The sequence below is a fragment of the Kribbella sp. NPDC006257 genome (assembly GCF_040613535.1).
In the GTDB taxonomy this organism is placed as follows: Bacteria; Actinomycetota; Actinomycetes; order Propionibacteriales; family Kribbellaceae; genus Kribbella.
The window spans coordinates 122,722-146,805 of the sequence record NZ_JBEXSJ010000011.1; the positions used below are offsets into that span (position 1 = coordinate 122,722).

General features: G+C 67.9%; 26 protein-coding genes and 1 tRNA gene. 7 read left to right on the forward strand and 20 right to left on the reverse strand.

Annotation, left to right across the window (positions count from 1 at the left end; all coding sequences use genetic code 11):
• Positions 1-94 precede the first annotated feature (94 nt).
• The 11 genes from rpmE to ABZ004_RS15970 all read right to left on the reverse strand — a co-directional run bounded on the left by rpmE (position 95) and on the right by ABZ004_RS15970 (position 11,533).
• Positions 95-301, reverse strand: a complete 207-nt coding sequence (gene rpmE, locus ABZ004_RS15920; protein WP_355680587.1) for a 50S ribosomal protein L31 — start codon at positions 299-301, stop codon at positions 95-97.
• A gap of 172 nt (positions 302-473) precedes the next feature.
• On the reverse strand, positions 474-2,789 hold the full coding sequence (gene rho, locus ABZ004_RS15925) for a transcription termination factor Rho (RefSeq protein ID WP_355680588.1): 2,316 nt from the start codon (positions 2,787-2,789) through the stop codon (positions 474-476).
• Between the two features lie 321 nt (positions 2,790-3,110).
• Positions 3,111-4,184, reverse strand: a complete 1,074-nt coding sequence (gene thrB / locus ABZ004_RS15930) for a homoserine kinase (RefSeq protein WP_355680589.1) — start codon at positions 4,182-4,184, stop codon at positions 3,111-3,113.
• Positions 4,181-5,269 carry a threonine synthase gene (gene thrC, locus ABZ004_RS15935; RefSeq protein WP_355680590.1) on the reverse strand — a complete coding sequence of 363 codons (1,089 nt, stop codon included), beginning with the start codon at positions 5,267-5,269 and terminating at the stop codon, positions 4,181-4,183. Before thrC ends, thrB begins: the two co-directional genes overlap by 4 nt.
• Before the next feature lie 3 nt (positions 5,270-5,272).
• On the reverse strand, positions 5,273-6,562 hold the full coding sequence (locus ABZ004_RS15940; RefSeq protein ID WP_355680591.1) for a homoserine dehydrogenase: 1,290 nt from the start codon (positions 6,560-6,562) through the stop codon (positions 5,273-5,275).
• Positions 6,559-7,965 carry a diaminopimelate decarboxylase gene (gene lysA, locus ABZ004_RS15945; protein ID WP_355680592.1) on the reverse strand — a complete coding sequence of 469 codons (1,407 nt, stop codon included), beginning with the start codon at positions 7,963-7,965 and terminating at the stop codon, positions 6,559-6,561. Before lysA ends, ABZ004_RS15940 begins: the two co-directional genes overlap by 4 nt.
• Positions 7,962-9,623, reverse strand: a complete 1,662-nt coding sequence (gene argS, locus ABZ004_RS15950; protein WP_355680593.1) for an arginine--tRNA ligase — start codon at positions 9,621-9,623, stop codon at positions 7,962-7,964. Before argS ends, lysA begins: the two co-directional genes overlap by 4 nt.
• 80 nt (positions 9,624-9,703) lie before the next feature.
• On the reverse strand, positions 9,704-10,117 hold the full coding sequence (locus ABZ004_RS15955) for a hypothetical protein (protein ID WP_355680594.1): 414 nt from the start codon (positions 10,115-10,117) through the stop codon (positions 9,704-9,706).
• Between the two features lie 48 nt (positions 10,118-10,165).
• A complete protein-coding gene (locus tag ABZ004_RS15960; protein WP_355680595.1) occupies positions 10,166-10,672 on the reverse strand; it encodes a hypothetical protein in 507 nt (168 codons plus the stop codon).
• 82 nt (positions 10,673-10,754) lie between these two features.
• The gene (locus ABZ004_RS15965; RefSeq protein ID WP_355680596.1) at positions 10,755-11,297 is read right to left on the reverse strand and encodes a hypothetical protein; all 543 of its coding nucleotides are present in this window, start codon (positions 11,295-11,297) and stop codon (positions 10,755-10,757) included.
• A 50-nt stretch (positions 11,298-11,347) separates the two neighbouring features.
• A complete protein-coding gene (locus ABZ004_RS15970; RefSeq protein ID WP_355680597.1) occupies positions 11,348-11,533 on the reverse strand; it encodes a PspC domain-containing protein in 186 nt (61 codons plus the stop codon).
• A 257-nt stretch (positions 11,534-11,790) separates the two neighbouring features.
• Here ABZ004_RS15970 and ABZ004_RS15975 point away from each other — a divergent pair.
• Positions 11,791-11,862: transfer RNA gene (locus tag ABZ004_RS15975), tRNA-Arg, on the forward strand.
• A gap of 255 nt (positions 11,863-12,117) precedes the next feature.
• On the opposite strand, the gene ABZ004_RS15980 is transcribed toward ABZ004_RS15975, so the two are convergent.
• On the reverse strand, positions 12,118-12,783 hold the full coding sequence (locus ABZ004_RS15980) for a DUF4097 family beta strand repeat-containing protein (protein WP_355680598.1): 666 nt from the start codon (positions 12,781-12,783) through the stop codon (positions 12,118-12,120).
• Between the two features lie 228 nt (positions 12,784-13,011).
• On the opposite strand from ABZ004_RS15980, the gene ABZ004_RS15985 reads away from it, so the two are divergent.
• Complete coding sequence (locus ABZ004_RS15985; RefSeq protein ID WP_355680599.1) at positions 13,012-13,140, forward strand: hypothetical protein; 129 nt, start codon at positions 13,012-13,014, stop codon at positions 13,138-13,140.
• Positions 13,141-13,204: 64 nt separating this feature from the next.
• On the opposite strand, the gene ABZ004_RS15990 is transcribed toward ABZ004_RS15985, so the two are convergent.
• Entirely contained in the window at positions 13,205-13,678 is a 474-nt protein-coding gene (locus ABZ004_RS15990) for a hypothetical protein (protein WP_355680600.1), read from the reverse strand.
• Between the two features lie 35 nt (positions 13,679-13,713).
• On the opposite strand from ABZ004_RS15990, the gene ABZ004_RS15995 reads away from it, so the two are divergent.
• On the forward strand, positions 13,714-13,860 hold the full coding sequence (locus ABZ004_RS15995) for a hypothetical protein (RefSeq protein ID WP_355680601.1): 147 nt from the start codon (positions 13,714-13,716) through the stop codon (positions 13,858-13,860).
• Here ABZ004_RS15995 and ABZ004_RS16000 read toward each other — a convergent pair.
• Together ABZ004_RS16000 and ABZ004_RS16005 are read right to left on the reverse strand one after the other, a co-directional pair.
• Positions 13,857-14,690 carry a hypothetical protein gene (locus ABZ004_RS16000; RefSeq protein WP_355680602.1) on the reverse strand — a complete coding sequence of 278 codons (834 nt, stop codon included), beginning with the start codon at positions 14,688-14,690 and terminating at the stop codon, positions 13,857-13,859. The two genes, ABZ004_RS15995 and ABZ004_RS16000, sit on opposite strands and share 4 nt — an antisense overlap.
• Positions 14,691-14,759: 69 nt before the next feature.
• Entirely contained in the window at positions 14,760-15,623 is an 864-nt protein-coding gene (locus ABZ004_RS16005) for an AraC family transcriptional regulator (protein WP_355680603.1), read from the reverse strand.
• Positions 15,624-15,739: 116 nt separating this feature from the next.
• Between ABZ004_RS16005 and ABZ004_RS16010 the strand changes: the two genes are divergently transcribed.
• Complete coding sequence (locus tag ABZ004_RS16010; protein ID WP_355680604.1) at positions 15,740-16,753, forward strand: aldo/keto reductase; 1,014 nt, start codon at positions 15,740-15,742, stop codon at positions 16,751-16,753.
• Between the two features lie 52 nt (positions 16,754-16,805).
• On the opposite strand, the gene ABZ004_RS16015 is transcribed toward ABZ004_RS16010, so the two are convergent.
• The gene (locus ABZ004_RS16015; protein WP_355680605.1) at positions 16,806-17,348 is read right to left on the reverse strand and encodes a helix-turn-helix domain-containing protein; all 543 of its coding nucleotides are present in this window, start codon (positions 17,346-17,348) and stop codon (positions 16,806-16,808) included.
• Positions 17,349-17,451: 103 nt separating this feature from the next.
• Here ABZ004_RS16015 and ABZ004_RS16020 point away from each other — a divergent pair, with 103 nt between their 5' ends.
• Complete coding sequence (locus ABZ004_RS16020; RefSeq protein WP_355680606.1) at positions 17,452-18,999, forward strand: serine hydrolase domain-containing protein; 1,548 nt, start codon at positions 17,452-17,454, stop codon at positions 18,997-18,999.
• A gap of 7 nt (positions 19,000-19,006) precedes the next feature.
• Here ABZ004_RS16020 and ABZ004_RS16025 read toward each other — a convergent pair whose 3' ends face one another.
• From ABZ004_RS16025 to ABZ004_RS16040, 4 genes are read right to left on the reverse strand one after another with little or no spacing between them, the layout of a single operon-like run.
• Entirely contained in the window at positions 19,007-19,129 is a 123-nt protein-coding gene (locus ABZ004_RS16025) for a hypothetical protein (protein ID WP_355680607.1), read from the reverse strand.
• Positions 19,126-19,755 (reverse strand): maleylpyruvate isomerase family mycothiol-dependent enzyme, encoded by a 630-nt coding sequence (locus ABZ004_RS16030; RefSeq protein WP_355680608.1) that lies wholly within the window; start codon positions 19,753-19,755, stop codon positions 19,126-19,128. The genes ABZ004_RS16025 and ABZ004_RS16030 overlap by 4 nt, the downstream gene beginning before the upstream one ends.
• Positions 19,756-19,806: 51 nt before the next feature.
• On the reverse strand, positions 19,807-20,979 hold the full coding sequence (locus tag ABZ004_RS16035; protein ID WP_355680609.1) for an RNA polymerase sigma factor: 1,173 nt from the start codon (positions 20,977-20,979) through the stop codon (positions 19,807-19,809).
• Positions 20,976-21,308, reverse strand: a complete 333-nt coding sequence (locus ABZ004_RS16040; RefSeq protein ID WP_355680610.1) for a YciI family protein — start codon at positions 21,306-21,308, stop codon at positions 20,976-20,978. The genes ABZ004_RS16035 and ABZ004_RS16040 overlap by 4 nt, the downstream gene beginning before the upstream one ends.
• 94 nt (positions 21,309-21,402) lie before the next feature.
• On the opposite strand from ABZ004_RS16040, the gene ABZ004_RS16045 reads away from it, so the two are divergent.
• Positions 21,403-22,479 carry a serine hydrolase domain-containing protein gene (locus ABZ004_RS16045; protein WP_355680611.1) on the forward strand — a complete coding sequence of 359 codons (1,077 nt, stop codon included), beginning with the start codon at positions 21,403-21,405 and terminating at the stop codon, positions 22,477-22,479.
• Between the two features lie 78 nt (positions 22,480-22,557).
• Positions 22,558-24,060 carry a glucose-6-phosphate dehydrogenase gene (zwf, locus tag ABZ004_RS16050; RefSeq protein WP_355680612.1) on the forward strand — a complete coding sequence of 501 codons (1,503 nt, stop codon included), beginning with the start codon at positions 22,558-22,560 and terminating at the stop codon, positions 24,058-24,060.
• The last annotated feature ends 24 nt before the right edge of the window (positions 24,061-24,084 follow it).

Here is a 24,084-nt window from a genome sequence, read left to right on the forward strand (position 1 = left end):
TGGCGAAGCCCCCGCCTGCGGCGAAGCCGCACAACACACGAAAGCGAGGCGGCCTGCGCTGTCCGCAGGCACACCTCGCCCAGAGCTTTCGTCGCTACTTCTTCGCGTACCGCTTCTCGAAGCGGGCGACGCGGCCACCGGTGTCGAGAATCTTCTGCTTGCCGGTGTAGAACGGGTGGCACTGCGAGCAGACGTCGGCGTGGATGCTGCCGCTCTCCGCGGTCGAGTGCGTCTCGAACTGAGCGCCACAGGTGCAGGTCACCTTGGTCGCCACGTAGTTCGGGTGGATGTCGCTCTTCATGGGTCTCCTCGAGTCAAAGGCGTCCCGGGTCGTCCGCTTGGTGCGCACGTGAACCGGAACCAACGAGCAATTCTGCCATCAGCGCCCCTAACCTGACGAATCGCCCCGGTATTCCGGGGCGATCCAGTCAGCTTGGGGCGGGCCGCCGGGGGTTGCCCGGCGACCCGTAGTACTAGTTGCCGTCGTCCGTGCTGCGGCCACCCGTGCCGCCGGTCGACGGGGTGGTCTTGTTGACCTGGAGCAGGAACTCGATGTTCGACTTGCTCTCCTTGAGCTTGCCGATCAACAGCTCCAGCGCGGCCTGGCCGTCGAGTGCGGACAGCACCCGGCGCAGCTTCCAGACGACCTGGGTCTCGTCCTTGCTCATCAACAGCTCTTCGCGGCGGGTACCGGAGGCGACCACGTCGATCGCCGGGAAGATCCGGCGGTCGGCGAACTCGCGGCGGAGCCGGAGCTCCATGTTGCCGGTGCCCTTGAACTCCTCGAAGATGACCTCGTCCATCTTGGAGCCGGTCTCGATCAGCGCCGTCGCGAGGATGGTCAGCGAGCCGCCGTCCTCGATGTTGCGGGCCGCGCCGAAGAACCGCTTCGGCGGGTACAGCGCCGACGAGTCGACGCCACCGGACAGGATCCGGCCGCTGGCCGGTGCCGCGATGTTGTACGCCCGGCCCAGGCGGGTGATCGAGTCCAGCAGCACGACGACGTCATGGCCGAGCTCGACGAGCCGCTTGGCCCGCTCGATCGCCAGTTCGGCGACCGTGGTGTGGTCGTCGGCCGGCCGGTCGAAGGTCGAGGCGATGACCTCACCCTTGACCGTGCGCTGCATGTCGGTGACCTCTTCGGGCCGCTCGTCCACCAGCACGACCATCAGGTGTACTTCGGGATTGTTCGTGGTGATCGCGTTCGCGAGCGCCTGCAGCACCATCGTCTTACCGGCCTTCGGCGGCGAGACGATCAGACCGCGCTGACCCTTGCCGATCGGGCTGACGATGTCGACGATCCGGGTGGTGAGGATGTTCGGCTCGGTCTCGAGCCGGAGCCGCTCGGTCGCGTACAGCGGGGTGAGCTTGTTGAAGTCCTGCCGCTGCTTGGCGACCTCCGGGTCCGACCCGTTCACGGTGTCGATCCGGACCAGCGGGTTGAACTTCTCCTTGCGCTCGCCGTCCGACGGCTGCTTCACCGCGCCGGTGATCGCGTCGCCCTTGCGCAGGCCGTAGCGCTTCACCATCGACAGCGCGACGTACACGTCGTTCGGGCCGGGCAGGTAGCCGCTGGTCCGGACGAACGCGTAGTTGTCGAGTACGTCGAGGATGCCGGCGGCCGGCACCAGGACGTCGTCCTCGGTGATGGTCGGCTCCGGGTCGAAGCGGTCGCCCCGGCCGCGGTTGCCGCGGGTGTTGTCCCGGCCGGTGTCGGTACGCCCACCGGTCTGACCGCGGTCACGGTCGCGCCCGCGGCGGCGACGGCGACGTCCGTCGCCGTCCTCACCCCGGTCGACCTGATTGCGGTCGTTCTGGTTCCGGTCGACCTGGCCCCGATCGCTCTGGCCGCGGTCGCCCTGGCCGCGGTCGCCCTGGCTGCGGTCGCCTTGGCTGCGGTCGGTGCGCTGGTCGGTACGGCCTGCGTCAGAGCGGCCGGCGTCGGTGCGCTGGTCGCCGCGGCTGTCGCGGTTCTGCTCGCCCCGGTTGTCGTTTCGGTCGCGGTTCTCGTTGCGGTCGCGGCTGTCGCTGCGACCGTCACGGTTGTCGCGGAGCTGGCTCTCGCGGCCGTCGCGGGTCTGGCCCTCGCGGCCGTCCCGGTTCTGGCCCTCGCGGCCGTCCCGGTTCTGGCCCTCGCGGTTCTGGCTGTCCCGGTTCTGGGCGTCGCGGTTCTGGGCGCCGTCGCGCTGGTTCTCGCGGCCACGGCCACGGTCCCGGCCGCTCTCGCGGTTCGCGGAACGGTCGTCCCGGCTCTCGACGTCGCCGCCGGAGTCCACCGACCGCTCGACCGCCGGACGCTCAACGGCCGGCCGCTCGACGACCTGCTTCTCGACGACCGGCGCAGCGGCCACGGCCGTCTCGACCGGAGCGGCGCTGCCGTTCTGGGTCGCCTTGGCGGCGGGCGCCTCGACGGCGGGAGTCTTCTCGGCCGCGCTGGTGTCGGCAGCGGCTGCACGGGCGCGGCGAGTGCCTACCCGCGCCGGAGCGTCGGCCTTGGCAACCTTGGCGCTCAGCGCACCCTTGGTGCTCGGCGCGGCCGGCTCCGCGGCTGCCTCGTCCAGGGTCGGCTGGCTCGCCCGGGAGCGCGCGGCGCCCGTTGAACCGCCACCCGACTGGGCAGCCTTGATCGCCTCGATCAGCTGGCCCTTGCGCAGCGCGCCGGTGCCCTTGATGCCGAGCGTCCCGGCGAGCTGCTTGAGCTCGGGGAGCAGCATGCCTTCGAGGCCGCCGCCAGCCTTGCGCCGGCGCGTGGTGCCGGCCCCGCTGGAGGCTTCAACAGTTTCTGTCACGTGAGGTCCTTCCCACACGGATGGACGATGTCCTCAGGTTCATCGCCCGGAATCATCACCACGACCGACGCAGTCTCGATTGACGGCGTGGCGACGTGGTTATAGAGGCTCTCGCTGAATCCGGTTCCCCCCGGAGTTATCCGACGCAGGCGGCGCAAGTCCTTCACTGGGAGGTCGCCACATACATCAAGATGTCGGGAGCTAAGCCCGGATGCGACGAGAGAGTTCGCCGATCACCTGGAGGGGATCGGGTGAGTCGAGACTAGCACCACTGAGGGGGCATCTGACGACTCGGGATGTACAACGCGTGTCCGGTTCTGTTCATTCCCCCACACCCGTAGTCACGACTCCGCCCTTTTCGGACCAGACCTGTACGCCGACTGGATCAATCCCCAACTCCAACCGCTCCCACCCATCCGGCGCAGCCGGCCAAACACCCGCACCATCCGAGTGCGCAAGCGGCACCCCCTCGCCCTCTCCCCACCCCCACTGTCCCTGCCCCACTTCAAATGCAGGCTCCGCTCCGGCTGCACCGGCGGCACGCTCCGCTCCGGCTGCACCGGCGGCCTGCTCTGCTTCGGATGTGTGGGTTGTTTCGGGGGTGATGGTGAGGACTAGGACGGTGGGCCCGGCGCCGCTGATGACTGTGGGAAGCCCGCTGCCCCGAAGCTTGTGCACGAGGGCAAGGCTCTCCGGCATCGCCGGCTCGCGGTACTCCTGGTGCAGCCGATCCTCCGTCGCCGTCATCAGCAGTTCAGGACGCGAGGTCAACGCCGCCACCAGCAACGCCGCCCGACCCGCGTTCGCCGCAGCATCACCATGCGGTACGACCCCCGGCAGCAACCCACGCGCCGCCTTCGTCAGCACCCGGGTCCCCGGCACATACGCCACCGCCGCCAACCCACTCACCGGCTCCAACCGCACCGCACGACCCTTGTCACCCTCGGTCCACGCGATCGTGAACCCACCCAACGCAGCAGCCGCCACGTTGTCCGGATGCCCCTCGATCTCGTTCGCCAAATCGACAATCCGGCCGCGATCCAACGGCGTACCGGTCATCCCGTACGCCGCCGCGATCCCACCCACGATCGCCGCCGACGACGACCCAAGCCCCCGCCCATGCGGAATCCGATTCACACACCGCAACGCAAACCCTGGTACGACTGCGCCCAGCGACTCCAGCCCCGCCCGAATCGCCCGCACCACCAGATGCGATTCATCGAGCGCCACCTCCCCAGCGCCCGACCCATCCACCTGAACGGTCACGCCAGAATCCCCCGGCGTCACCGTCAGCTCGTCATACAACCCCAACGCCAACCCAAACGCATCAAACCCAGGCCCCAAGTTCGCACTAGTAGCCGGCACCCGAACCCGAACAGAGCCGCTCAAATTCACACCAGGCCGGCGACGCGGGCGACGGCGTCGGTGTCTGCGGGGGTTACTGGGGGTTCTGGGAGGTGGATGTGGGAGAGGGCTGTGTCGATGTCTTTGAGGCCGTGGCCGGTGACGGTGATGACGATGGTTTGGCCTCCGTCGAGGCGACCGGCGGACTTGGTGGCGAGGAGGCCTGCGACGCCAGCGGCGGAGGCGGGTTCGACGAAGACACCTTCGCGGGCGGCGAGATCGTGCTGGGCGGTGAGGATCTGCTCATCGGAGACGGCCTCGATCCGCCCACCCGATTCGTCCCGGGCGTTCTCGGCCAGGATCCAGGAGGCAGGATTGCCGACCCGGATCGCCGTCGCCGCGGTATCCGGCTTCTCCACGATCGCACCCCGCACGATCGGCGCTGCACCCTCCGCCTGGAAACCCCACATCTGCGGAGCTTTCGACGAAATCTTGTCCTTCTTGTACTCCAGGTAGCCCTTCCAGTACGCCGCGATGTTCCCCGCGTTCCCCACCGGCAGAACATGCAGATCCGGCGCATCCCCCAGCGCATCACACACCTCGAAAGCAGCCGTCTTCTGTCCCTCGAGGCGCACCGGATTCACCGAATTCACCAGCGCGACCGGATAGTGCTTCCCCAACTCCCGCACGATCCGCAGACAGTCATCAAAGCCGCCGTCAACAGTCACCAACTGAGCCCCATGCACGATCGCCTGAGCCAATTTGCCCTTGGCGATCCGCCCAGCAGGAATCAGCACCAGCGGCAACAGCCCAGCCCGTACGGCGTACGCGGCAGCCGACGCGGAAGTGTTCCCCGTCGACGCACACACCACGGCCTTGTCCCCCGCCTGCGCAGCGAGCGAGATCGCGACCGTCATCCCGCGGTCCTTGAACGAGCCGGTCGGGTTGTTCCCCTCGACCTTGAGCCAGACCTCGCAGTTGGTCTGCTCACTGAGCCATTGCGCGGCCACCAGCGGCGTACCGCCTTCGCCGAGCGTGACCACCGGAGTGTCCGCCGAGACCGGCAACCGGTCGCGGTATTCCTCGATCACGCCTCGCCAGAGAACAGGCCGCTGCTGCGGCCTCTGTTGGATCATCTCTTAATCCCCTTCGACCCGCATCACACTGCTGACTTCTCGCACGATGTCCATGTCGCGCAGGGCCTCCACGGTTGCGGAGAGAGCGGCGTCGGTGGCGGTGTGGGTGACCACGACGAGCTGAGCCTCCCCGCCGCGGCCTTCCTGCCGGACGGTCTGGATCGACACTCCGTGGTCGGAGAACGCAGTCGCCACCGCCGCCAGCACGCCGGCCTTGTCGGCCACGTCCAGCGACACGTGATAGCGAGTCAGCGCATCCCCCATCGGCCGGACGGCCCGCTGGGTGTACGACGACTCGCCGACCCCCGGCACGCCCTTGAGCCGGTTGCGCGCGGCGGACACCAGATCCCCGAGGACAGCACTGGCCGTCGGGGCGCCGCCGGCACCACGACCATAGAACATCAGCTCGCCGGCCGCTTTGGATTCCACGAAAACGGCGTTGTACGCGTCCCGGACCGAGGCCAGCGGGTGGTTCAGCGGGATCATCGCCGGATAGACCCGGGCGCTGACCGAATCGGTCGCCTCGTCCAGCTCACAGATCGCCAGCGACTTCACCACGCAGCCCATCTCGCGGGCCGAGGCGATGTCCGTCGCGGACACCTCGGTGATGCCTTCGCGATGCACGTCGGCGATGGAAACCCTGGTGTGGAAGGCCAAACTCGCAAGCAGCGCAGCCTTCGCGGCCGCATCGAACCCCTCGATGTCCGCGGTCGGATCAGCCTCGGCGTACCCAAGAGCCTGGGCCTCTTCGAGTGCCTCGTCGAAGCCGGCGCCGGTGGAGTCCATCTTGTCCAGGATGTAGTTCGTGGTGCCGTTGACGATGCCCATCACCCGGGTCACGTCGTCGCCGGCCAAGGATTCGCGCAGCGGGCGGAGGATCGGGATCGCCCCGGCGACGGCCGCCTCGAAGTACAGGTCCCGCTCGTACTTCTCGGCGGCGGCGAACAGCGTCGGGCCGTCCTCGGCGAGCAGCGCCTTGTTGGCGGTGATCACCGAGGCGCCGTTCTCGAGCGCGGTGAGGATGAGCCCGCGGGCCGGTTCGAGGCCGCCGATCACCTCGATCACCAGGTCCAGGTCACCGCGGGAGACCAGCGCCTGGGCATCGGTGGTGACGAGCGCGGAGTCGACCGCGATGTCGCGCGCGCGGCCGGCCCGGCGTACCGCGATGCCGGCCAGCTCCAGCGGCGCGCCGACCCGCGCGGCGAGGTCGTCGGCGCGCTCGGTGAGGATCCGCACCACCTCGGTACCGACCACCCCGCAGCCGAGGAGTCCGACTTTCAAGGCCTTGGTCATTCGGCCGCCCCCATGTCGAGTATCAGCAGGTCGTCCTCGGTCTCCCGGCGGACGACCACGCGGGTCTGACCGTCCTTGACCGCGATCACCGGCGGCCGCGGTACATGGTTGTAGTTGCTCGCCATCGACCGGCAGTAAGCACCAGTCCCCGGTACGGCGACCAGGTCGCCCGCCTGCACGTCCGACGGCAGGAACTCGTCCTTCACGATGATGTCGCCCGACTCACAGTGCTTGCCGACGACCCGGGCCAGCGTCGGCGCCGCATCGGAGTACCGGTTGGCGAGCGTGCAGGAATAGTCGGCGTCGTACAGGGCGGTGCGGATGTTGTCGCTCATCCCGCCGTCGACGGAGACGTAGGTGCGCGATGCGCCGGCGTCGAGTGCGACGTCCTTCACCGTGCCGACCGAGTAGACCGTGCACATGGCCGGCCCGACGATCGCGCGACCGGGCTCGATCGAGACCTTCGGTACGTCGACGCCGAACCCGCGGCACTCGTGCTCGACGATCTTGCCCATCTCGGTCGCGAGCTGCGCGGGATCGGCCGGATCGTCCTGGGTGGTGTACGCGATGCCGAAACCGCCGCCGAGGTCGAGCTCCGGCATGGTCACGCCGAGCTCGTCGGAAACCCTTGCGTGCAAGGCGATCACGCGCTTCGCGGCGACCTCGAACCCGGACGAGTCGAAGATCTGCGAGCCGATGTGCGAGTGCAGCCCGAGCAGCCGCAGCTCCGGCGCTTCGTTGACCCGGGCAACGGCCTCGTACGCCGCTCCGGAGGTGATCGAGAAGCCGAACTTCTGGTCCTCGTGCGCGGTCGCGATGTACTCGTGAGTGTGCGCCTCGACGCCAGCCGTCACCCGGACCATCACCGGCGCGACCAGGTCTCTTTCCGCGGCCAGCTCGATCAGCCGGGTGATCTCGTCCTGGGAGTCGACGATGATCCGGCCGACCCCGGCCTCGAGAGCGCGGGTCAGCTCGGAGACGGACTTGTTGTTGCCGTGGAACCCGAGGCGCGCCGGGTCCGCACCCGCTCTCAACGCCACCGCGAGCTCACCGCCGGAGCAGATGTCGAGGTTGAGACCCTCTTCCATCACCCAGCGGACGACCGTCGTACAGAGGAACGCCTTGCCCGCGTAGTAGACGTCGAAGTCCTTGAAACCCTCTTTGAAAGCACGGGCCCGGGAGCGGAAGTCTGCTTCGTCCAGCACGTACGCCGGGCTGCCGTGCTCCGCGAGCAGGTCCCGTACGTCGACGCCGCCGACCTCGAGGGCTCCTTCGGCGTTCTTCTTGGAGTTCGTGGACCAGAGCTGGGTGACCAGGTCGTTGACGTTGCCCGGCGCCCGCAGCCACGGCGGTGCCTTGTGCCCGATGTCGGCGTGCAGGGTGCCCGCCTCGTGCGCCCTCACATCCGCTCCGGGGCGGAGACGCCGAGCAGGTCGAGCCCGTTGGCGAGAACGGTCCGGGTGGCGCCGACCAGGGTGAGCCGCGCCTTGTGCACCGGCTCGACCTCCTCGTCGCCGCGCGGGAGCACCCGGCAGCTGTCGTAGAACTTGTGGAACGCGGAGGCGGTGTCCTCCAGGTACCGCGCGACGCGGTGCGGCTCGCGCAGCTCGGCGGCGGTGGCGACTACCCGCGGGAACTCGGCCAGTGCGCGGAGCAGGTCGCCCTCGCGTTCGTGGCTGAGCAGGCCGGGCTCGAACTCGTCCAGCTTGATCCCGAGCTCGTCGGCGTTGCGCAGGATCGAGGCGAGCCGGGCGTGCGCGTACTGCACGTAGTACACCGGGTTCTCGCTGACCTGCCGGGTCATCTCTTCGATGTCCAGCGTCAGCGGGGAGTCGACCGGGTAGCGGCACAGCGTGTACCGCAGCGGGTCGACGCCGCCCTCCTCGACCAGCTCGGCCAGCGTGACGATGGTGCCGGCCCGCTTGGACAGCTTCATCTCCTCGCCGCCCTTGAGGATCTTCACCAGCTGGCCGATCAGGATCTCGATGTTGTGCTCGGGGTCGTCACCGGCGCAGGCCGCGATCGCCTTGAGGCGGTTGACGTAGCCGTGGTGGTCGGCGCCGAGCAGGTACATACAGACCTCGAAGCCGCGCTCGCGCTTGTTCACGTAGTACGCGGCGTCGGAGGCGAAGTAGGTCGGGTCGCCGTTGGTGCGGATCAGCACCCGGTCCTTGTCGTCGGTGAAGTCGGTGGTGCGCATCCAGAGCGCGTCGTCCGCCTCATAGAGGTGACCTTGCTCACGGAGCTTCTCGATCGCGTGCCCGACGCCGTCCTGCTCGTGCAGGCTGCGCTCGGACGTCCAGACGTCGAACTTGGTCCGGAAGTGGGCGAGCTGGTCCTGCTGCTCCTTGAGCTGGCGCTCGTAGCCGGCCTCGCGGAACGCGACCATCTGCTCGGAGTCGGGCAGCATCATGATCGACGGGTTCTCGTCGACGATCTGCTGGGCCAGGTCGTTGATGTATTCGCCGTGGTAGCCGTCCTCGGGGACCGGCAGACCGTGCGCGGCCGCCTTCAGCGAGGCGCCGAACTTGTCCATCTGGGCGCCGCGGTCGTTCACGTAGAACTCGCGGGTGACCTTCGCGCCGGCCGCGGTCAGCACCCGGGCGAGCGCGTCACCGACGGCGGCCCAGCGGGTGTGCCCGAGGTGCAGCGGACCGGTCGGGTTGGCGGAGATGAACTCCAGGTTGATCGGCTGACCCTTGAGCGAGTCGCTTCCGCCGTACGCCGGACCCGCCTCCAGGATCTGCGCGGCGATCTTGCCCTGGGCATCGGCCGCGACCCGGATGTTGATGAAACCCGGCCCCGCGATCTCGACCGCGGTGATCGCCTCGTCACCCTGCAGCTTGGCGGCCAGCACCTCGGCCAGCTTGCGCGGATTTCCCAGACTCGACCGCTTCCCCAGCTGCATGGCGACGTTGGTCGCGTAGTCCCCGTGCTCGGGGTTCTTGGGCCGCTCGACCTTCAGCTCACCCGGCAACCCGCCGTCAACGGTGATGCTGCCGTCGTCGACGAGCGCGGTCAGGGCCTGCAGGATCTTCTCAGCGAGCTGTTCCGGAGTCACCGCCTCAGCCTAATGGCCCCCGCCCCATTCCTTGGCCCCACCATCCACAGCCCGGTACGTCGCCCGCCCGGGCGGCGGGCTCAGGCGGGTTTGAGGCGGAGGATGGCGGTGGGGGCGGTGATGGTGACGGTGGTGATGTCCATCTTGTTGAGGCGGACGGTTTTGCCGGGTTGTTGCTGGGTGGCGCTGACGCTGCAGCAGGAACTCTTGGCGCCGAAGTCGACGCCCTTGGCGGAGACCTTGGTGACGATCAGGGTGGAGAAGCCGAAGATGCTGGCTTTGACCGGGATCCGGCTGCCGGTCTTCACGGAGACCTCGCAGACCGCGTCGGTGCACGCCTTCAGGTTGTTGCCGTCGGCCGCCTTGGTGACGGGCAGCTTGGCGGGTGTACTGACTGGAGCTGTCGTCGGCGCCGGGGTGCCTTTGTCGTCGTTGCTGGAACATGCCGCCACCAGGGCGACGACGGCGGCAATGGCCGCGACCGTGCGAATCATGGAGCGAAACGTAGTGCTGGCCGTCTCCGGCAGCAAGGGATCAGTTGGTCACGCAGGGTGAAGGCGAAGGATGGCGGTGGGGCCGATGACTACGACGGTGGTGACCTTGAGGTCGTTCATGCGGAAGATGCTGCCGGTCTGCTGACCACCGGCGCCGAGGCTGCAGCAGCCGCTCTTGGCGCCGAAGTCGACGCTGCCGCCGCTCACCCGGCTGACCGTCAGCGTGCTGAAGCCGAGCACACTGCGCTTGACCGGGATCCGGGTACCGGTCTTCACGTAGACCTCGCAGATCGCATCCGCACAGGCCTTGAGATTGTTCCCGTCCGCAGCCTTCGGTGCAGGCGGCTTGGTCGGTGCTGGCGGCTTGGCAGTAGTCGGCTGGCTAGTGGTCGGAGTCGGCTCGCTGGGCACAGGTGTGCTGGACAGGGGCTCGCTTGAAACCGGTGTGCTCGGGGCAGTCGGAGTACCGGGCGCCGGCGTACCGGTGTCGTCCTTGCCGCCGCACGCAGTCAGCAGGACGAGTACTGCGGCGACGGTTGCTGCCGTGCGAAACATCTGACCTCCGTGAAGTTCGGCTACTAGGTCCAGCCAAGCTCACGTAGTACCGGAGCAAAGGCGTTTGCCCGGTTCCTGCCAATCAGCGTCTGGCGGTCACCTGGATCTTGCTGTCACGGACGAGCGGGGTGTCCCAGGGCGCCGGTCGGGTGTTCACCAGGACCGTGACTCCCCCGCATGCGTCGCCTACGCACTTGCCGTCGTACCGCACACCCCACAGCTCGAAGAACTGCTTCAGCGTCGGCCGTTCCGCGGTCGTCTTCGCCTCGACCCAGACGGTGCCATCGGTGCCGTGCGTGTGGACCGCCGCCTGCTCGGCGCGGCGCCGGTCGACACCAATGTCCGGCGGGAGCTGCACCGACTTCCCGTCGACGTTGACGGCGATCTTCAACGTGTACGGCGCGGGCCCGCTGAAGTCGAGCGGCAGTCGCTCGAAGCCGGCCTTATCGATGTACGACACCGCGTCGCGCGGCGCATCCCATGGCGGTGCAGTGACCCGGAACTCCGCGGGCGCGGCCGGCGCCGGCCCGACCTGGCAGCCGGTGGTCATCGGCAGCAGGCTCAGTACGCCGGCAGCGGCCAGCAGCCTCGTACGGCGCCGGCCTCCCGAGTCGCTGGCTCTCATGCGGAGCAGGTTTTCACGCCTGCTCCCGGCATGAGCGAACCGGGGCCTGGTCAGCGCTCGGCGGGCATCAGCATCCAGAGGATGATGTAGATCAGTACCTGCGGACCGGGCAGCAGGATGCTGACGACGAAGATCAGCCGCATCACGTTCGAGGAGATGCCGAACCGCCGTGCCAGACCCGAACAGACACCGCCGATCCAACGGTCGTTCCGCGGACGAACCAGTGCGCTAGCCATGATGAGATTTCCTTTCGGCTGTTGGGCTTACGACCACTATGACTCCCCGCCCGGCCCACCAGATCCCGCCGCGCACAAGTCCCAGGGCCCGTTCAGGGTCTCCCCCGGTGAAACTCCCTGCAGCCGACCCTGACCTCCTTCTACGTCAGCAGCTTCCCGGTACCCACTGCAGCAACTGGTACGCCGTACGCCGCCACGGCCACCCCCCGGTGGTCAGAGCACGCCAGATTTCCTGCTAATGTTCTGCTCGTTCCTGAGCCCCCGTAGCTCAGGGGATAGAGCACCGCCCTCCGGAGGCGGGTGCGCAGGTTCGAATCCTGCCGGGGGCGCGCGAAGATCAAGCCCGTGACCACAGGTCACGGGCTTTTCCTGTCAGTCCAGCAGCAATGCGAGGACCTTTCTGTCAGTCCAGCAGCAGTGCGAGGACCGCGACACGCAGCCGAGCGCCGTGCTGGTCAGGGCCCACCGAGCGGACTTCATCCTCGGCGGGCCCTTTCCGCGGGTGCGGTGTCAGTCGTCAGTGGCCTGGTAGACCGTGATCCACTGACGGGACAGAAGGGTGGCGGACCGGGTCCCGGCAGAGTTCAGAGGCTGTGGGCGGTGATGTCGCCGTCGGCCGTGGTCGCGTGGATGTCGAGCTCGGCGGTGCCGTTGTTCTTCAGCGCGTTGCTGATGCGGCCGTGTGAGGTGCCGGCGTCCAGGCGAGCGGAGACCCCGGCGGCCGCGCCGATCGTGATCGAGCCGGCCTGGGTGCGCAACGTGACCAAGCCGGGCACCGCCTCGGTGATCCGGATGTCGCCCCTGGCGGTGCTGATCTGCGCGGGGCCGCCGAGCCGACCGATCTGGACGTCGCCGTCGGCGGCGGTGAGGTGCAGGCTATCGGTCTCGTCCAGTGTGATCTGGCGGTACGCGCCGTCGAAGGTGACCGCGCCGAGGCGTCCCACGCCGCGCAGCTCGGCGGCGCCGGCCTTGGCCTCGAGGCGGGAGCCGGCCGGTAGCTGGACGTTCACCTCGATGGCCCCGGAAGGGCCGAAGTACTGGTTCTTGGACTCGGACGTGTCGATGCGCAGGACGCCGTCGGCGTAGCTGACCGTGGTCTGCTGCGCTGCCCGCACGTCGCGACCCTTCGAGGCGTCCGCGGGCAGCACCTCGACCGTGGTGTCGGCCCGCTCGGCGGCGACCAGCTGGACACGTCCGGCGGGAAGGTTCAGGACGGCGGAGATCGGGGCGGGGGTGTCAAAGGTGTGCATGGTGCTCTCCTGAGTGTTCGTCGAGGCGTCGGCACCCGCGGGGACGCGGGTGCCGGATACGGGGGCGATCGATGACCTGATCACGACCACCACGATCGGGGGCCGGCCTGACAGCGGACAGCCACGGTGCTGACGCGGCCCCTGACACGGCGCCACCGAGCCGACGACGCTCTGCTCTGCAGATCGGCACCCGCGCAGCGGTGATGCGGCTGGTAACAGGCTGGCCGGGTGGGGGCCACCGTGGTCCAGGAGATCCAGTTCAACGACCAGCTCGGCCCGCTGCGCCGCGGCGGGCTGGATCTGCAGGTCAGCGAGGTCCCGGTGAGCGAGCCCGACCACGACGCCGCGGTTCGATAGGCGGCATCCCTCTCCCCGATTCGACCCGCCGCCGCGCGGTCGAAGTCATTTCGCCCGCCGCTCGTTAGTCGAGGAGTTTGTGGGCGTTCCAGCCCCAGTCGGTGATCTGGTTGTTGGTGATGATGTAGACGTCGGTGCCGAGCGGGGCCTTGGCGAGCTCGAATTCCTTGCGCGACTGGCTGACGGCGTACTGCCGGACCTTGACCGGCTTCGCGAGCTGATCGCGATCCTCCGCCGTCAGCCCCTCGGCGAGAGCACCGGCGGCAGCTTCGCAGGTCGGGGCTTGTTGTTCGGTCATCAGTTTCGCGCGGGCTCCGTCGGTGAGAAGCGCGCAAGCGGCCGCTGAATCACCGGTCCGGATGGCGGCGAAGTACGCCTCGATCGGCGCGGCATCGGCGTGGATCTTCGCCTGGCAACTCCGCACCAGCCACGAGATCCCCACCACCAGCACCAGCACGACGACGAGCCCGCCGACCACACTCTTCGCCTTCTCCACACCAAGCCCCCAGTCCGCACCGATCCCCCGGCCTGCGCGCATCCTATGCACCCAGGCGGCCGATCAGCTCCGCCAGTTTGAGTCATCCCGGTACGTCGTGTGGCGTCGCCCGGACGCTCCAGGTGCTCGACGGCAAGTGGACGACGCTGATCGTCCGCGAACTGCTGGCCGCCCCGCTGAAAGCTCCGGTCGGGGAATCCCCCGGCCGGAGCGACTGCAATTAGCGCTGGAAGCGGTAGGTCTTGCTGTCTAGGGCTATGCAGGCGCCTGGTGACAGTACGACGACGCGGAGGGTGGCGTCGGGTTCGTAGTAGTCGATGCCTTCGACCTCGAAGTTGCCGGTGCAACTGCTTTGCAGTGGGAGTTGGCCGAGTGAGGTGACCGTTCCGGTGACGTCGGAGGTGCCGACCGGTGCCGAGAGATCGACCTGCAGCAGCGGCTTCGTCGTACCGAAGAGTGTTCCGTCCGGGTCGTCGGAGGAGCAGAGCAACTGCGTGGCGGTGACGAAGTCGCAGCCCTGGACGTCACGGACCTGATGGTTCAACCGGATCGCCGAGACGATCGGCAGGTTCTTCGTCGGATCGGTAGCGGCAACTCCCGGCATCGGCATCACCAGGAGACGGTCCATCGTTCCCCACTCACCGCTCACCATCCACTGCTGGTTCGGCGAGACGGCAGCGAAGCTGTTGTTGCTGGCTTCCCAGGACTCCAGCGCGTGCTTGTAGCTGACCCACTTGCCGGCCGGCGACTGCACCCGGAACAGCTTGGCGCCCCGGTCGTCCCGCTGATACGGCTCGACGTACCAGCCGCCGGCGGCGCCCGGATCGCCGACGTGATTCCAGCCCTGGATCAAGAGGTCAAGTGGGACGGTCGCCGACCCGGTGTACCGGTACGCCGTACTGCCGTTCCTAGTCACCGTGGCGAGTCCTTGACCTTCGTCCAGCGGCCGGGCGTTGTCGGAGCCGACGATCCGCCAACCGGTGACGGCCTGGGCTTGCAGAGGAAGGAGCAGGGCGGTCAGCGCCGCCGCGAAGATGATCCCGAGTTTGCGCATTCACTGGTTGTAGCAGCCCGTGCGGTCCCAGTGATGAAGTGGCAGGAAACTGCCCGATCTTTGCCTAGCTCAGGAAGAGGCCCGGTCTTCGCCTGGCGTCACGCCGAAGGCCTGGCGGTAGGTCCGGGTGAAGTGCGCCGGGCTGGTGTAGCCGACCTGGAATGCGACCTCGGCCGCCGTCAGCGCCTGCGTACGCAGCAGAATCCTGGCCTCCTGCATCCGGATCTGCTTCTGGAACTGGATCGGCGTCATCGAGGTCGCGGCGAGGAAATGCCGGTGGAAGGTCGACGGGCTCATCCCGGCCAGCTCAGCCAGATCGGCGACCAGCAACGGTTCGTTGTGATGCCGGCGGATCCACCGGATCGCCTCCGAGATGTGCGCGAGCATCCCGTCGGCCAGCCCGATCTGCCGAACCAATGCGCCCTGCTCACCGGTCAGCAACCGCCACAGGATCTCCCGCCGGATCCCCGGCGCGAGCACCCGTACATCGTCGGGCCGGTCGGCGATCCGCAGCAGCCGAACGACGGGATCGAGCAACTCCGGCGTCGCGTCACTGACCACCAGACCCCCGTACTGCGGTGGGCGCGCCGGCGTCTCGAGCAGCAGCGGTGCGATCTCGACCGGGTCGAGCCGGAGGCTGACCACCAGGAACGGCTCGTCCGGACTCGCCTTGAGCGCCTGACCGATCACCGGCAGATCCAGCGACGCTACCAGAAACTGCCCGGCCTGGTATTCGTAGGAAACCCCGTTGAGCAGCGTCTGCTTGATGCCAGAGGCAACGATCGCCACCGACGGCTGGGCGACGCCGGCGCTAGGTCCGGTCGGTTCGTCGACGCGACTGATCTGTACGCCGTCCAGCAGCTCCTTGCTGTGCCCGCGCTGGCCGACGGCATGCCGGATGATCAGCGTGCGGAGTTCGTCGAGCAGGTCCACCTCTCCAGTGTGCCAGCTCCCAACCGAGCAGGATCGCGCAAGCCGGTGCCAGCATCAGGCTCACGCTTCGGCGCCCGGCGGTGCTGTGATCGAAGAACCAAGAGAAAGGCACCACCATGCACCGCAGAATCCTCGGCGCGACCGGCATCTCGGTCAGCGACATCTCCCTCGGCGCGATGATGTTCGGCGCGATGGGCAACCCGGATCACGAGGACTCGGTCCGGATCATCCACCGGGCCCTCGACGCCGGCATCAACCTGATCGACACCGCCGACGTGTACTCGGCCGGCGAGTCCGAAGAGATCGTCGGTACGGCGCTCAAAGGCCGGCGCGACGACGTCGTCCTGGCCAGCAAGTTCGGGCTGCCGATGGGCACCGATCCGAATCAGCGCGGCGCCTCCCGGCGATGGATCATCCAGTCGGTCGAGAACAGCCTGCGCCGGCTCGGCACCGATCACCTCGACCTCTACCAGCTGCACCGGCCGGATCACGAGACGGAGGTCGGCGAGACCTTGGCCGCGCTGTCGGATCTGGTCCAGGCGGGGAAGATCCGGGCGTTCGGGTCGTCGATGTTCCCGGCGGAGACGATCGTCGAGGGGCAGTGGGCCGCGGAGCGGCGTAGTACGCATCGGTTCTTGACTGAGCAGTTGATGTACTCGATCTTCACGCGGCGGCCGGAGGGCAGCGTATTTCCGGTCGCGCAGCGGTACGACCTCGGCGTACTGACGTTCAGTCCGTTGAACGGCGGGTGGTTGTCCGGGCGGGCGGACCTGTTGTCGTCGCATCGGGCGTCGACGCGGCCGGATCACTACGACCCGACGACCTCGACGGGTGCGTTGAAGGCGGCCGCGGTGGGCAAGCTCAGTGCGCTTGCTGACGAAGCCGGTATGACGTTGCCGCAGCTGGCGGTCGCGTTCGTGCGGGCGCATCCGGCAGTGACGTCGGTGCTGATCGGTCCGCGGACCCAGGAGCAGCTCGACAGTCTGCTGCCTGCCGCCGAGTTCGATCTCTCCGCAGACATCCTCGACCGCATTGACGAGATCGTTCCACCAGGCACCGAGCTGGACCCCGCAGACAACTACAACGCAACCCCGCCAGCCATAGCCAACGCCGAACTGCGGCGCCGGTAAGACAAGGGAAAGCGGAGGGGAGGGCGAACGAGCCCGCCGCCCCTCCGCCTCATCAGATGTCGGGGAGGGCGATGAGGGAGAGGGAGACTCGGTCCTTGGCTGGGGATTGTTGGAGGTAGGGCTCGACGACGGCGTTGATACCTTGGCGGACGGTTTCCAGGTCGGCGGCGTCGACGTACAGGGCGAGTTGGCCGTAGCCGAGTTGAGTCAGTCGTGAGGTGAGGTCGCCGCGCTCGACGGCGCGCTCGAAGTCCGCTGCGAGCCGGGTGAGCATCAGCAGGAAGCCCTGCCGGTGCTGTTCCGGCGTCATCGCGCGCGCCTCGGCCTCGTCGATCCGGCCGGCCTTGGTCTGGTCGAGTGTCAGCGTGCGTTCCGTCGTACCGCGGACCTTGCGCTCGCGGACGACGCTGAGGATGCCGGCATCGATCAGGACGGCGACGTGCCGGTAGAGGGTTGTGCTCGGCACGTCGGGCAGGTCGCGCTTGAGCTCGGTCGTGGTCAGCTCCCGGCCGAGCACCCGCTGCACGATCCGCCACCGAATCGGGTGCAGCAGCACGTCCGACATCGGCGTCGGCGACTCGGTCTCACTCGTCACAGGGGTGCTCCGTCAGGGTTCTTTCAGGGTCCCCATTGGTCCCAAGTTTGGTAATAATAGCGTGAACGGAAGCAATTTCCCCGCCACTCGAGGAGAAGTCGCTGTGTCGCTCACCCGCCGTACCCTGCTCCGCTCCGCCGCGGTCGCCGTACCGGTCGCCGCTCTTCCCACTCTGTCTGCCACCGCAAGCCCGATCGCCACCAGGCCTACCGTTGCCCGGGAGTCCGCCTCGATCGCGCGGCTGGCCGAGAAGATCGAGGCCGGGATGGCGAAGTACGCGATCCCCGGTGTCGGCCTCGGCCTCTGGTACCGCGGTCGCGAATACACCCGCGGCTTCGGCATCACCAACGTCGACCAGCCGTCGCCGGTCACCGCCGACACCGTGTTCCGGATCGGCTCGACCACCAAGACCTTCACCGCCACCGCGATCATGCGACTGGCCGAGCGCGGCCGGATCAGCCTCGACCGCCCGGTCCGTGCGTACCTGCCGGACTTCCGGACCCAGGATCCGGCGGTTTCGGCCCGGGTCACCGTCCGCCAACTGCTCAACCACACGGCCGGCTGGCAGGGCGACTACTTCGAGGACACCGGCGACGAGGCCGATGCGCTGGAGCGGTACGTCGCCGACATGACGAAGGTGCCGCAGCTGACCCCGCTCGGCCGGGTCTTCTCGTACAACAACGCGGCGATCGGGGTCGCCGGGCGGATTCTCGAAGTCGTCACCGGGAAGCCCTACGAAACCGCCGTTCGCGAGCTGCTGATCGACCCGCTCGGCCTTCGGCACAGCCGGTTCTTCCGGAGCGAACTCGGCGGCTTCAGCGTGGCCGCGTCGCACAACATCGTCGACGGCAAGCCGGTCGTCGAGCCGTCGTTCGACCGGGTCCCGCGCGGGTTGCACGCGGCCGGCGGGCTGATCTCGAGCGCTCGCGACCAACTCCGCTACGCACGGTTCCAGCTGGGCCACCCGGGGCTCCCGAGGCTCCTCGGCGATCGCACGCGGGTCGCGATGCAGTCGAACCCTGGGCCGGGCGGCACGTTGTTCGTCGAGCTCAACGGGGTCGGGGTGAGCTGGATGCTGCGGCCGACCGCCGAGGGGCCGACTGTCGTTCAGCACGGCGGCGACTGGTCGGGGCAGCACTCCGGATTCCTGATGGTGCCGAAGCGCGACTTCGCGATCACGCTGCTGACGAACTCGGAGAGCGGGCCGGCGCTGGTGGCCGAGTTGTTCGCCGACGACTGGGCGCTGCGCGAATTCGCCGGTGTGAGCAACCTGCCCGCCGTACCGCGAGAACTGCCGGCGCGCCGACTGGCGGAGTACGAAGGCTCGTATGTGTCGCAACAGATCGGCTTCGACGGCGAACCGAGTGAGTTCGGGCTCGAGCTGAAGGCGGACGACGGCGAGCTGCTCGCCTCGCTGGACGGGCAGCCTGCACTCCGGTTGCCCTTCTACCGCAAGGATTACGTCCTCGCTCTCACTCCTGCCGGCGAGCCGACCCACACCAGGGCCAGTTTCGTCCGCGGCACCGACGGCAAGGTGGCTTGGCTCCGGTACGGCGGGCGCCTGTTCCGCCACCACCCGGCCGGCACCGCGCGAACCGCTGCCAGGACCGCCGCCCGCCCGACGACCACCCTGCGCCCCTGGCTGCTCTAGGCGGTATCTAGGCGGTGTCGACCGCCTTCACCGCCAGCGCATCAACGGCAGCTTCTGGCTCGAAGGCGAATGCCTCCTGATAGAAGGTGTAGGAGCGCCGCCGGTTTTCGGTTGGAAGGCTGATGATCATCGGGGGCCTCCAGTTGTGAAGCGGGCGGCGTCGGCTCCGTTCAGATGACCTGGTGGGAGCCGGCGGCCGCTGATCACCAGGAGCAGGTCCTGCGCGGTGCCGGTGAGAGGTTCGCCGGTGCCGTAGGTCCAGTCGAGGTCGGTGGCCCGGAGCTGGATGCCGTCGAGATCCACGCCGAAGAACTTGACTCCGCGCGGATCCATGTCGTCGAGGATGTGGTGCAGGCGTTCCGGCGGCACCTGTCGATCGATGCCCAGGGCAACAGTCAGGTCGAGGCCGTGGATCACGTCGTGGGACAAGGCACCCTGGTCTCCACCACCCGGCGGCTTCCAGGGATGGTCGATGTTCTTCTTCAGCGTCTCGGTCAACTCGGCGGGCGACAAAGCCGCCGCCTCGCGTCGCGCATGCCGATCGGCGAACCGGTTGAACCTCCCACCGTTCCGCAGCACCCCCAGCACGAAGCCGGCCGTCGACAACCGGTACGGCATCACGATGTGCGCCACCAGTTCCCGCACTCGCCAGCCTTCGCACAGCGTCGGCCGGTCCCAGTCCGCAGCGGGCAGCTCTTCCAGCAGTACGGCGAGGTCGGCCCGCTCCCCCGTCACCGCAGTTCTGATCTCCGTCATACCCCACCGACGAACGGGAAACCGCCGGACGGACACCTTCTCCTTCGTTTCTCAGCTGATCTGGGCGAGCCGGTTGCTGAGATAGAGGCGCTCGGCTTCGGTTGCCGCCAACTCGAGCGCCTCTCGGTAGGCATCCGCCGCCTCAACCGAGCGCCCGAGACGCCGGAGGAAGTCCGCGCGGGTCGCAGGCAGCAGGTGATAGCCGGCCAGCGGTCCCGCCGCCAACTCATCCACGAGCTTCAGCCCGACTGCTGGTCCGTCAGCCATGCCGATCGCGACAGCACGGTTCAGTGCGACCACCGGAGTTTGCTTGAGCTGCCCGTACAGCGCGGCGATCTGTGGCCAGTCGGTGTCGGCTGCAGTCCGCGCTGTCGCATGACAGGCGGCTATAGCGGCCTGCACTTGGTACGGACCTGGGTTGCCAAGCCGTAGCGTCGCGTCGAGCAACTGCTCGCCCTCGGTGATCTGTGCATGATCCCACCGCGTTCGGTCCTGGTCCTCAAGCGTGACCAGTACACCGTCAGCACTCACTCTCGTCTCCCGCCGAGAGTCATGCAGCAGCATGAGCGCTAGTAGCCCAGCAGCCTCAGGCTCGTCGGGCATGAGCTGGGTTAGGAGTCTGGCTAGCCGGATCGCCTCATCACTCAGGCTGGACCGAGCATCCGAGTAGCCCTCGTTGAACAGCAGGTAGAGCACAGCCAGTACTGCGGGCGTCCGCTCGGGCAGCAGGTGCGCTGGCGGCACGCGGTACGGGATACCGGCGTACTGGATCTTCTGCTTGGCTCTGGTGAGCCGCTTCGACATGGTGGCTTCGGGGACGAGGAATGCCCGCGCGATGTCCGCAGTACTAAGTCCTGCCAAGGTCCGCAGCGTCAGTGCGACCCGGGCTTCCATCGCCAAGGCCGGGTGGCAACAGGTGAACATCAGCCGCAGCCGATCATCCGGTACGTCGTACGCGGGCTCATCGTTCTCCATGGCAGCCACCTCTCGCAGCTTGGCGGCACCGACTGCCTCCCGGCGCATCCAGTCGATCGCACGGTTGCGTGCCGCGGTGGTGAGCCAGGCACCCGGCTTCCGCGGTACGCCGTCCCGCGGCCAGCGCTCCAGGGCCGCCGCGAACGCCTCCTGCGCGCACTCCTCGGCCAGCTCCCAGTCCCCGGTCAGGCGGATCAGCGTGGCGACCACCTGGCCCCACTCCTGCCGATAGACCTCCTCGAACGTCACGCCGGCGGAAACTCCAGCACCGGGCGGATCTCGATCGTGCCGTACCCCGCTGCCGGATGCTTGGCCGCGATCTCGATCGCCTCGTCCAGATCAGCGCAGTTGATCAGAACGAAGCCCCCGATCTGCTCCTTGGTTTCCGCGAACGGCCCGTCGGTCAGCAACAGCTCGTGATCCCGGACCCGCACCGTCGTCGCCTCATGCGGCGGCCGCAGCCCGGCGCCACCCTCGACGACCCCACGCGCCTCCATCTCCTCCGACCACCCGCCACACCCGGCGTCGGCATACTCCTCGGCACTCTCGTCCCCACAGATCATCAACAGGTACTTCATCCGATCCCTCCTCTCACCACACCGACGAACGGCAACCCACGATCCAGACAGTAATTGATTGGTTTGCGGGTGGGAGGCGCGGTTTGATGAGGTTGTGGCTGATATTCAGGGGAGCTGGGACGGGCGTTTTGACGCGGTGTGGCTGGCGCTCGCCGCGTCTTTGGAGGGGAAGGACGTCGGGGCGTCCGTCGCCGTGTCTGTGGGAGACGAGCTGGTGGTCGACCTCTGGGGCGGGTACGCCGATGCGCAGCGCACGCGGGCGTGGGAGCGCGACACGATCACCTGCGTCTGGTCCACCACCAAGACGATGACCGCCCTCACCGCATTGGTCCTCGCCGATCGCGGCGTACTCGATCTGGATGCCCCCGTCGCGCAGTACTGGCCTGAATTCGGTGCCGCAGGCAAGGAAAGTGTTCTGGTGCGACACGTGCTCGGGCATACGTCCGGCCTGCCGACCTGGCAGCAACCGTTGCGGACCGAGCAGCTCTTCGACTGGCCGACGATGACCCGGCTGCTCGCCGAACAAGCACCGGCGACGAAACCCGGCACGGTCGGCGCGTACCACTCGATCACCCAGGGATACCTGCTCGGCGAGATCGTCCGCCGCGTGACCGGCCGTGAGTTCGGCACCTTCTTCGCCGAGGAAGTCGCCGGCCCGCTCGGCGCCGACTTCCAGATGCGAGTGCGGCCCGACGACGACCACCGGGTCGCCGAGATCATCCCGCCGCCGACCCGCGCAGCCGAGTTCCTGGCTGCGGGTGACGCGAATCCGCCGATCCCGGCCGAGCTCGCCAACACCGAGGCCTGGCGGCGGGCCGACATCCCATCGGCGGGTGGATTCGGCAACGCCCGATCGGTCGTGGCCGTGCAGTCAGCACTGGTCTCCAGTCGCCTGCTCTCGAAGGCCGGCGCCGAACGGGTGCTCGAGCAGCAGTTCGCCGGCGTGGACGAAGTACTGGGCCGTCAGCTCCGCTACGGAATGGGGTACAGCCTGCAAGGCCGGTCCTGTTCGTGGGGCGGCTGGGGCGGATCGCTAGTACTGGTCGACCTCGACACCAAGCTCACGGTCGCGTACGTGATGAATCAGATGCTGGAGGAAGGCCCGATCGGTGACGAGCGCGGCCTGGAGATCCTGATGGCCGCCTATGACGGTCTGATGAACGCGGCCTGAGCGCAGGCCCTCGGGGCGGTCGACATGCCTACACTGAAGCCGTTTGTGCCTGTGGTGTGATCCGTAGGAGGACCGAGAATGCCCGACTCCCGTACCCAGACGATCGCCTATCCAGCTCCCGGCTCGCGACCGTCCCGACGGGATCTGGAGCCGCTCGCGCCGCACGTGATCGTGCTGTTCGGCGCGACCGGTGACCTGGCGAAGCGCAAACTGCTGCCGGGACTGGCGTACCTGCAGCAATCCCGGTTCGCGCCCGACGTACGGATCATCGGTACTGCCACCGAGGAGCTGACCACTGACGAGTTCCGGGCCCGCGCGCGGAAGGCCGTCGACACGTTCGGCACGCACAAGATCACCGACGAGGAGTGGGAGCAGTTCTGCGGGCGGCTCACCTATGTGCCGACGACTGCCGGGCCCGAGGCGCTCGCTGCTGCCGTCGCGGATGCCGAGGCTCTGCTCGGTCCGGATACCCGGCGGCTGCATTACCTGTCCGTGCCGCCGAAGGCCGCGCACTCGGTGATCCAGATGCTCCGCGACGCCAAGCTGGTCGAGCGGGCGCGGGTGGTGATGGAGAAGCCGTTCGGCAGCAACCTGCAGACCGCGATCGAGCTGAACGACTTCGTGCACGAGACGTTCGACGAGTCGCAGATCTTCCGGATCGACCACTTCCTCGGCAAGGAGGCGGCGCAGAACATCCTCGCCTTCCGGTTCGCCAACGGGCTGTTCGAGCCGATCTGGAACCGCAACTTCATCGACCACGTGCAGATCGACATTCCGGAGTCGCTCGGGCTGGATCAGCGGGCGACCTTCTACGAACCGACCGGTGCGTTCAAGGACATGGTGGTCACGCACCTGATGCAGGTTCTCGCGTTCGTTGCGATGGAGCCGCCGACCGCGCTGGAGCCGCGGGCGATCTCGGAGGAGAAGAACAAGGTCTTCCGGTCGATGCTGCCGATCCAGCCTGGTGAGGTGGTCCGCGGGCAGTACGGCGGGTACCGGACCGAGGAAGGTGTCGCGCCGGACTCCGACACCGAGACCTTCATCGCACTCAAGGTCGGGATCGACAACTGGCGCTGGGCCGGCGTGCCGTTCTACCTGCGGACCGGCAAGAAGATGGCCGAGGGCATGCGGATCATCTCGATCGCCTTCAAGGAGGCGCCGAAGACGATGTTCCCGACCGGTTCCGGTGTGGGGTCGCAGGGACCGGATCACCTGACGTTCGATCTCGCCGACTCGTCGCGGGTGTCGCTGTCCTTCTACGGCAAGCGGCCCGGACCGGGGATGCGGCTGGAGAAGCTCTCGATGCAGTTCTCCACCCAGGAAACCGAGACCGCCGGTGACGTCCTGGAGGCGTACGAACGCCTCATCCTCGACGCCATGCGAGGCGACCACACCCTCTTCACCACCGCCGAGGGCATCGAGTCCCTCTGGGAGAACTCGACCCTCCTCCTCGAAGACCCGCCCCCGGTCAAGCCCTACGCCCCCGGCACCTGGGGCCCCAACGCCATCCACCAACTCATCGCCCCCCGAGCCTGGCGCCTCCCCTTCGAAAGAGAATGGCGAGAAGGCAAACCCCGCTAGATCCCTCGAATACGCCGACCCCCT

Bases quoted from the DNA above. Each gene is read 5' to 3' on its own strand.
- rpmE (WP_355680587.1), bottom strand. From the start codon at position 301: ATGAAGAGCGACATCCACCCGAACTACGTGGCGACCAAGGTGACCTGC.
- thrC (WP_355680590.1), bottom strand. From the start codon at position 5,269: ATGATCCAACAGAGGCCGCAGCAGCGGCCTGTTCTCTGGCGAGGCGTG.
- ABZ004_RS15940 (WP_355680591.1), bottom strand. From the start codon at position 6,562: ATGACCAAGGCCTTGAAAGTCGGACTCCTCGGCTGCGGGGTGGTCGGT.
- ABZ004_RS15955 (WP_355680594.1), bottom strand. From the start codon at position 10,117: ATGATTCGCACGGTCGCGGCCATTGCCGCCGTCGTCGCCCTGGTGGCG.
- ABZ004_RS15960 (WP_355680595.1), bottom strand. From the start codon at position 10,672: ATGTTTCGCACGGCAGCAACCGTCGCCGCAGTACTCGTCCTGCTGACT.
- ABZ004_RS15965 (WP_355680596.1), bottom strand. From the start codon at position 11,297: ATGAGAGCCAGCGACTCGGGAGGCCGGCGCCGTACGAGGCTGCTGGCC.
- ABZ004_RS15970 (WP_355680597.1), bottom strand. From the start codon at position 11,533: ATGGCTAGCGCACTGGTTCGTCCGCGGAACGACCGTTGGATCGGCGGT.
- ABZ004_RS15980 (WP_355680598.1), bottom strand. From the start codon at position 12,783: ATGCACACCTTTGACACCCCCGCCCCGATCTCCGCCGTCCTGAACCTT.
- ABZ004_RS15990 (WP_355680600.1), bottom strand. From the start codon at position 13,678: ATGCGCGCAGGCCGGGGGATCGGTGCGGACTGGGGGCTTGGTGTGGAG.
- ABZ004_RS16000 (WP_355680602.1), bottom strand. From the start codon at position 14,690: ATGCGCAAACTCGGGATCATCTTCGCGGCGGCGCTGACCGCCCTGCTC.
- ABZ004_RS16010 (WP_355680604.1), top strand. From the start codon at position 15,740: ATGCACCGCAGAATCCTCGGCGCGACCGGCATCTCGGTCAGCGACATC.
- ABZ004_RS16025 (WP_355680607.1), bottom strand. From the start codon at position 19,129: ATGATCATCAGCCTTCCAACCGAAAACCGGCGGCGCTCCTACACCTTC.
- ABZ004_RS16030 (WP_355680608.1), bottom strand. From the start codon at position 19,755: ATGACGGAGATCAGAACTGCGGTGACGGGGGAGCGGGCCGACCTCGCC.
- ABZ004_RS16040 (WP_355680610.1), bottom strand. From the start codon at position 21,308: ATGAAGTACCTGTTGATGATCTGTGGGGACGAGAGTGCCGAGGAGTAT.
- zwf (WP_355680612.1), top strand. From the start codon at position 22,558: ATGCCCGACTCCCGTACCCAGACGATCGCCTATCCAGCTCCCGGCTCG.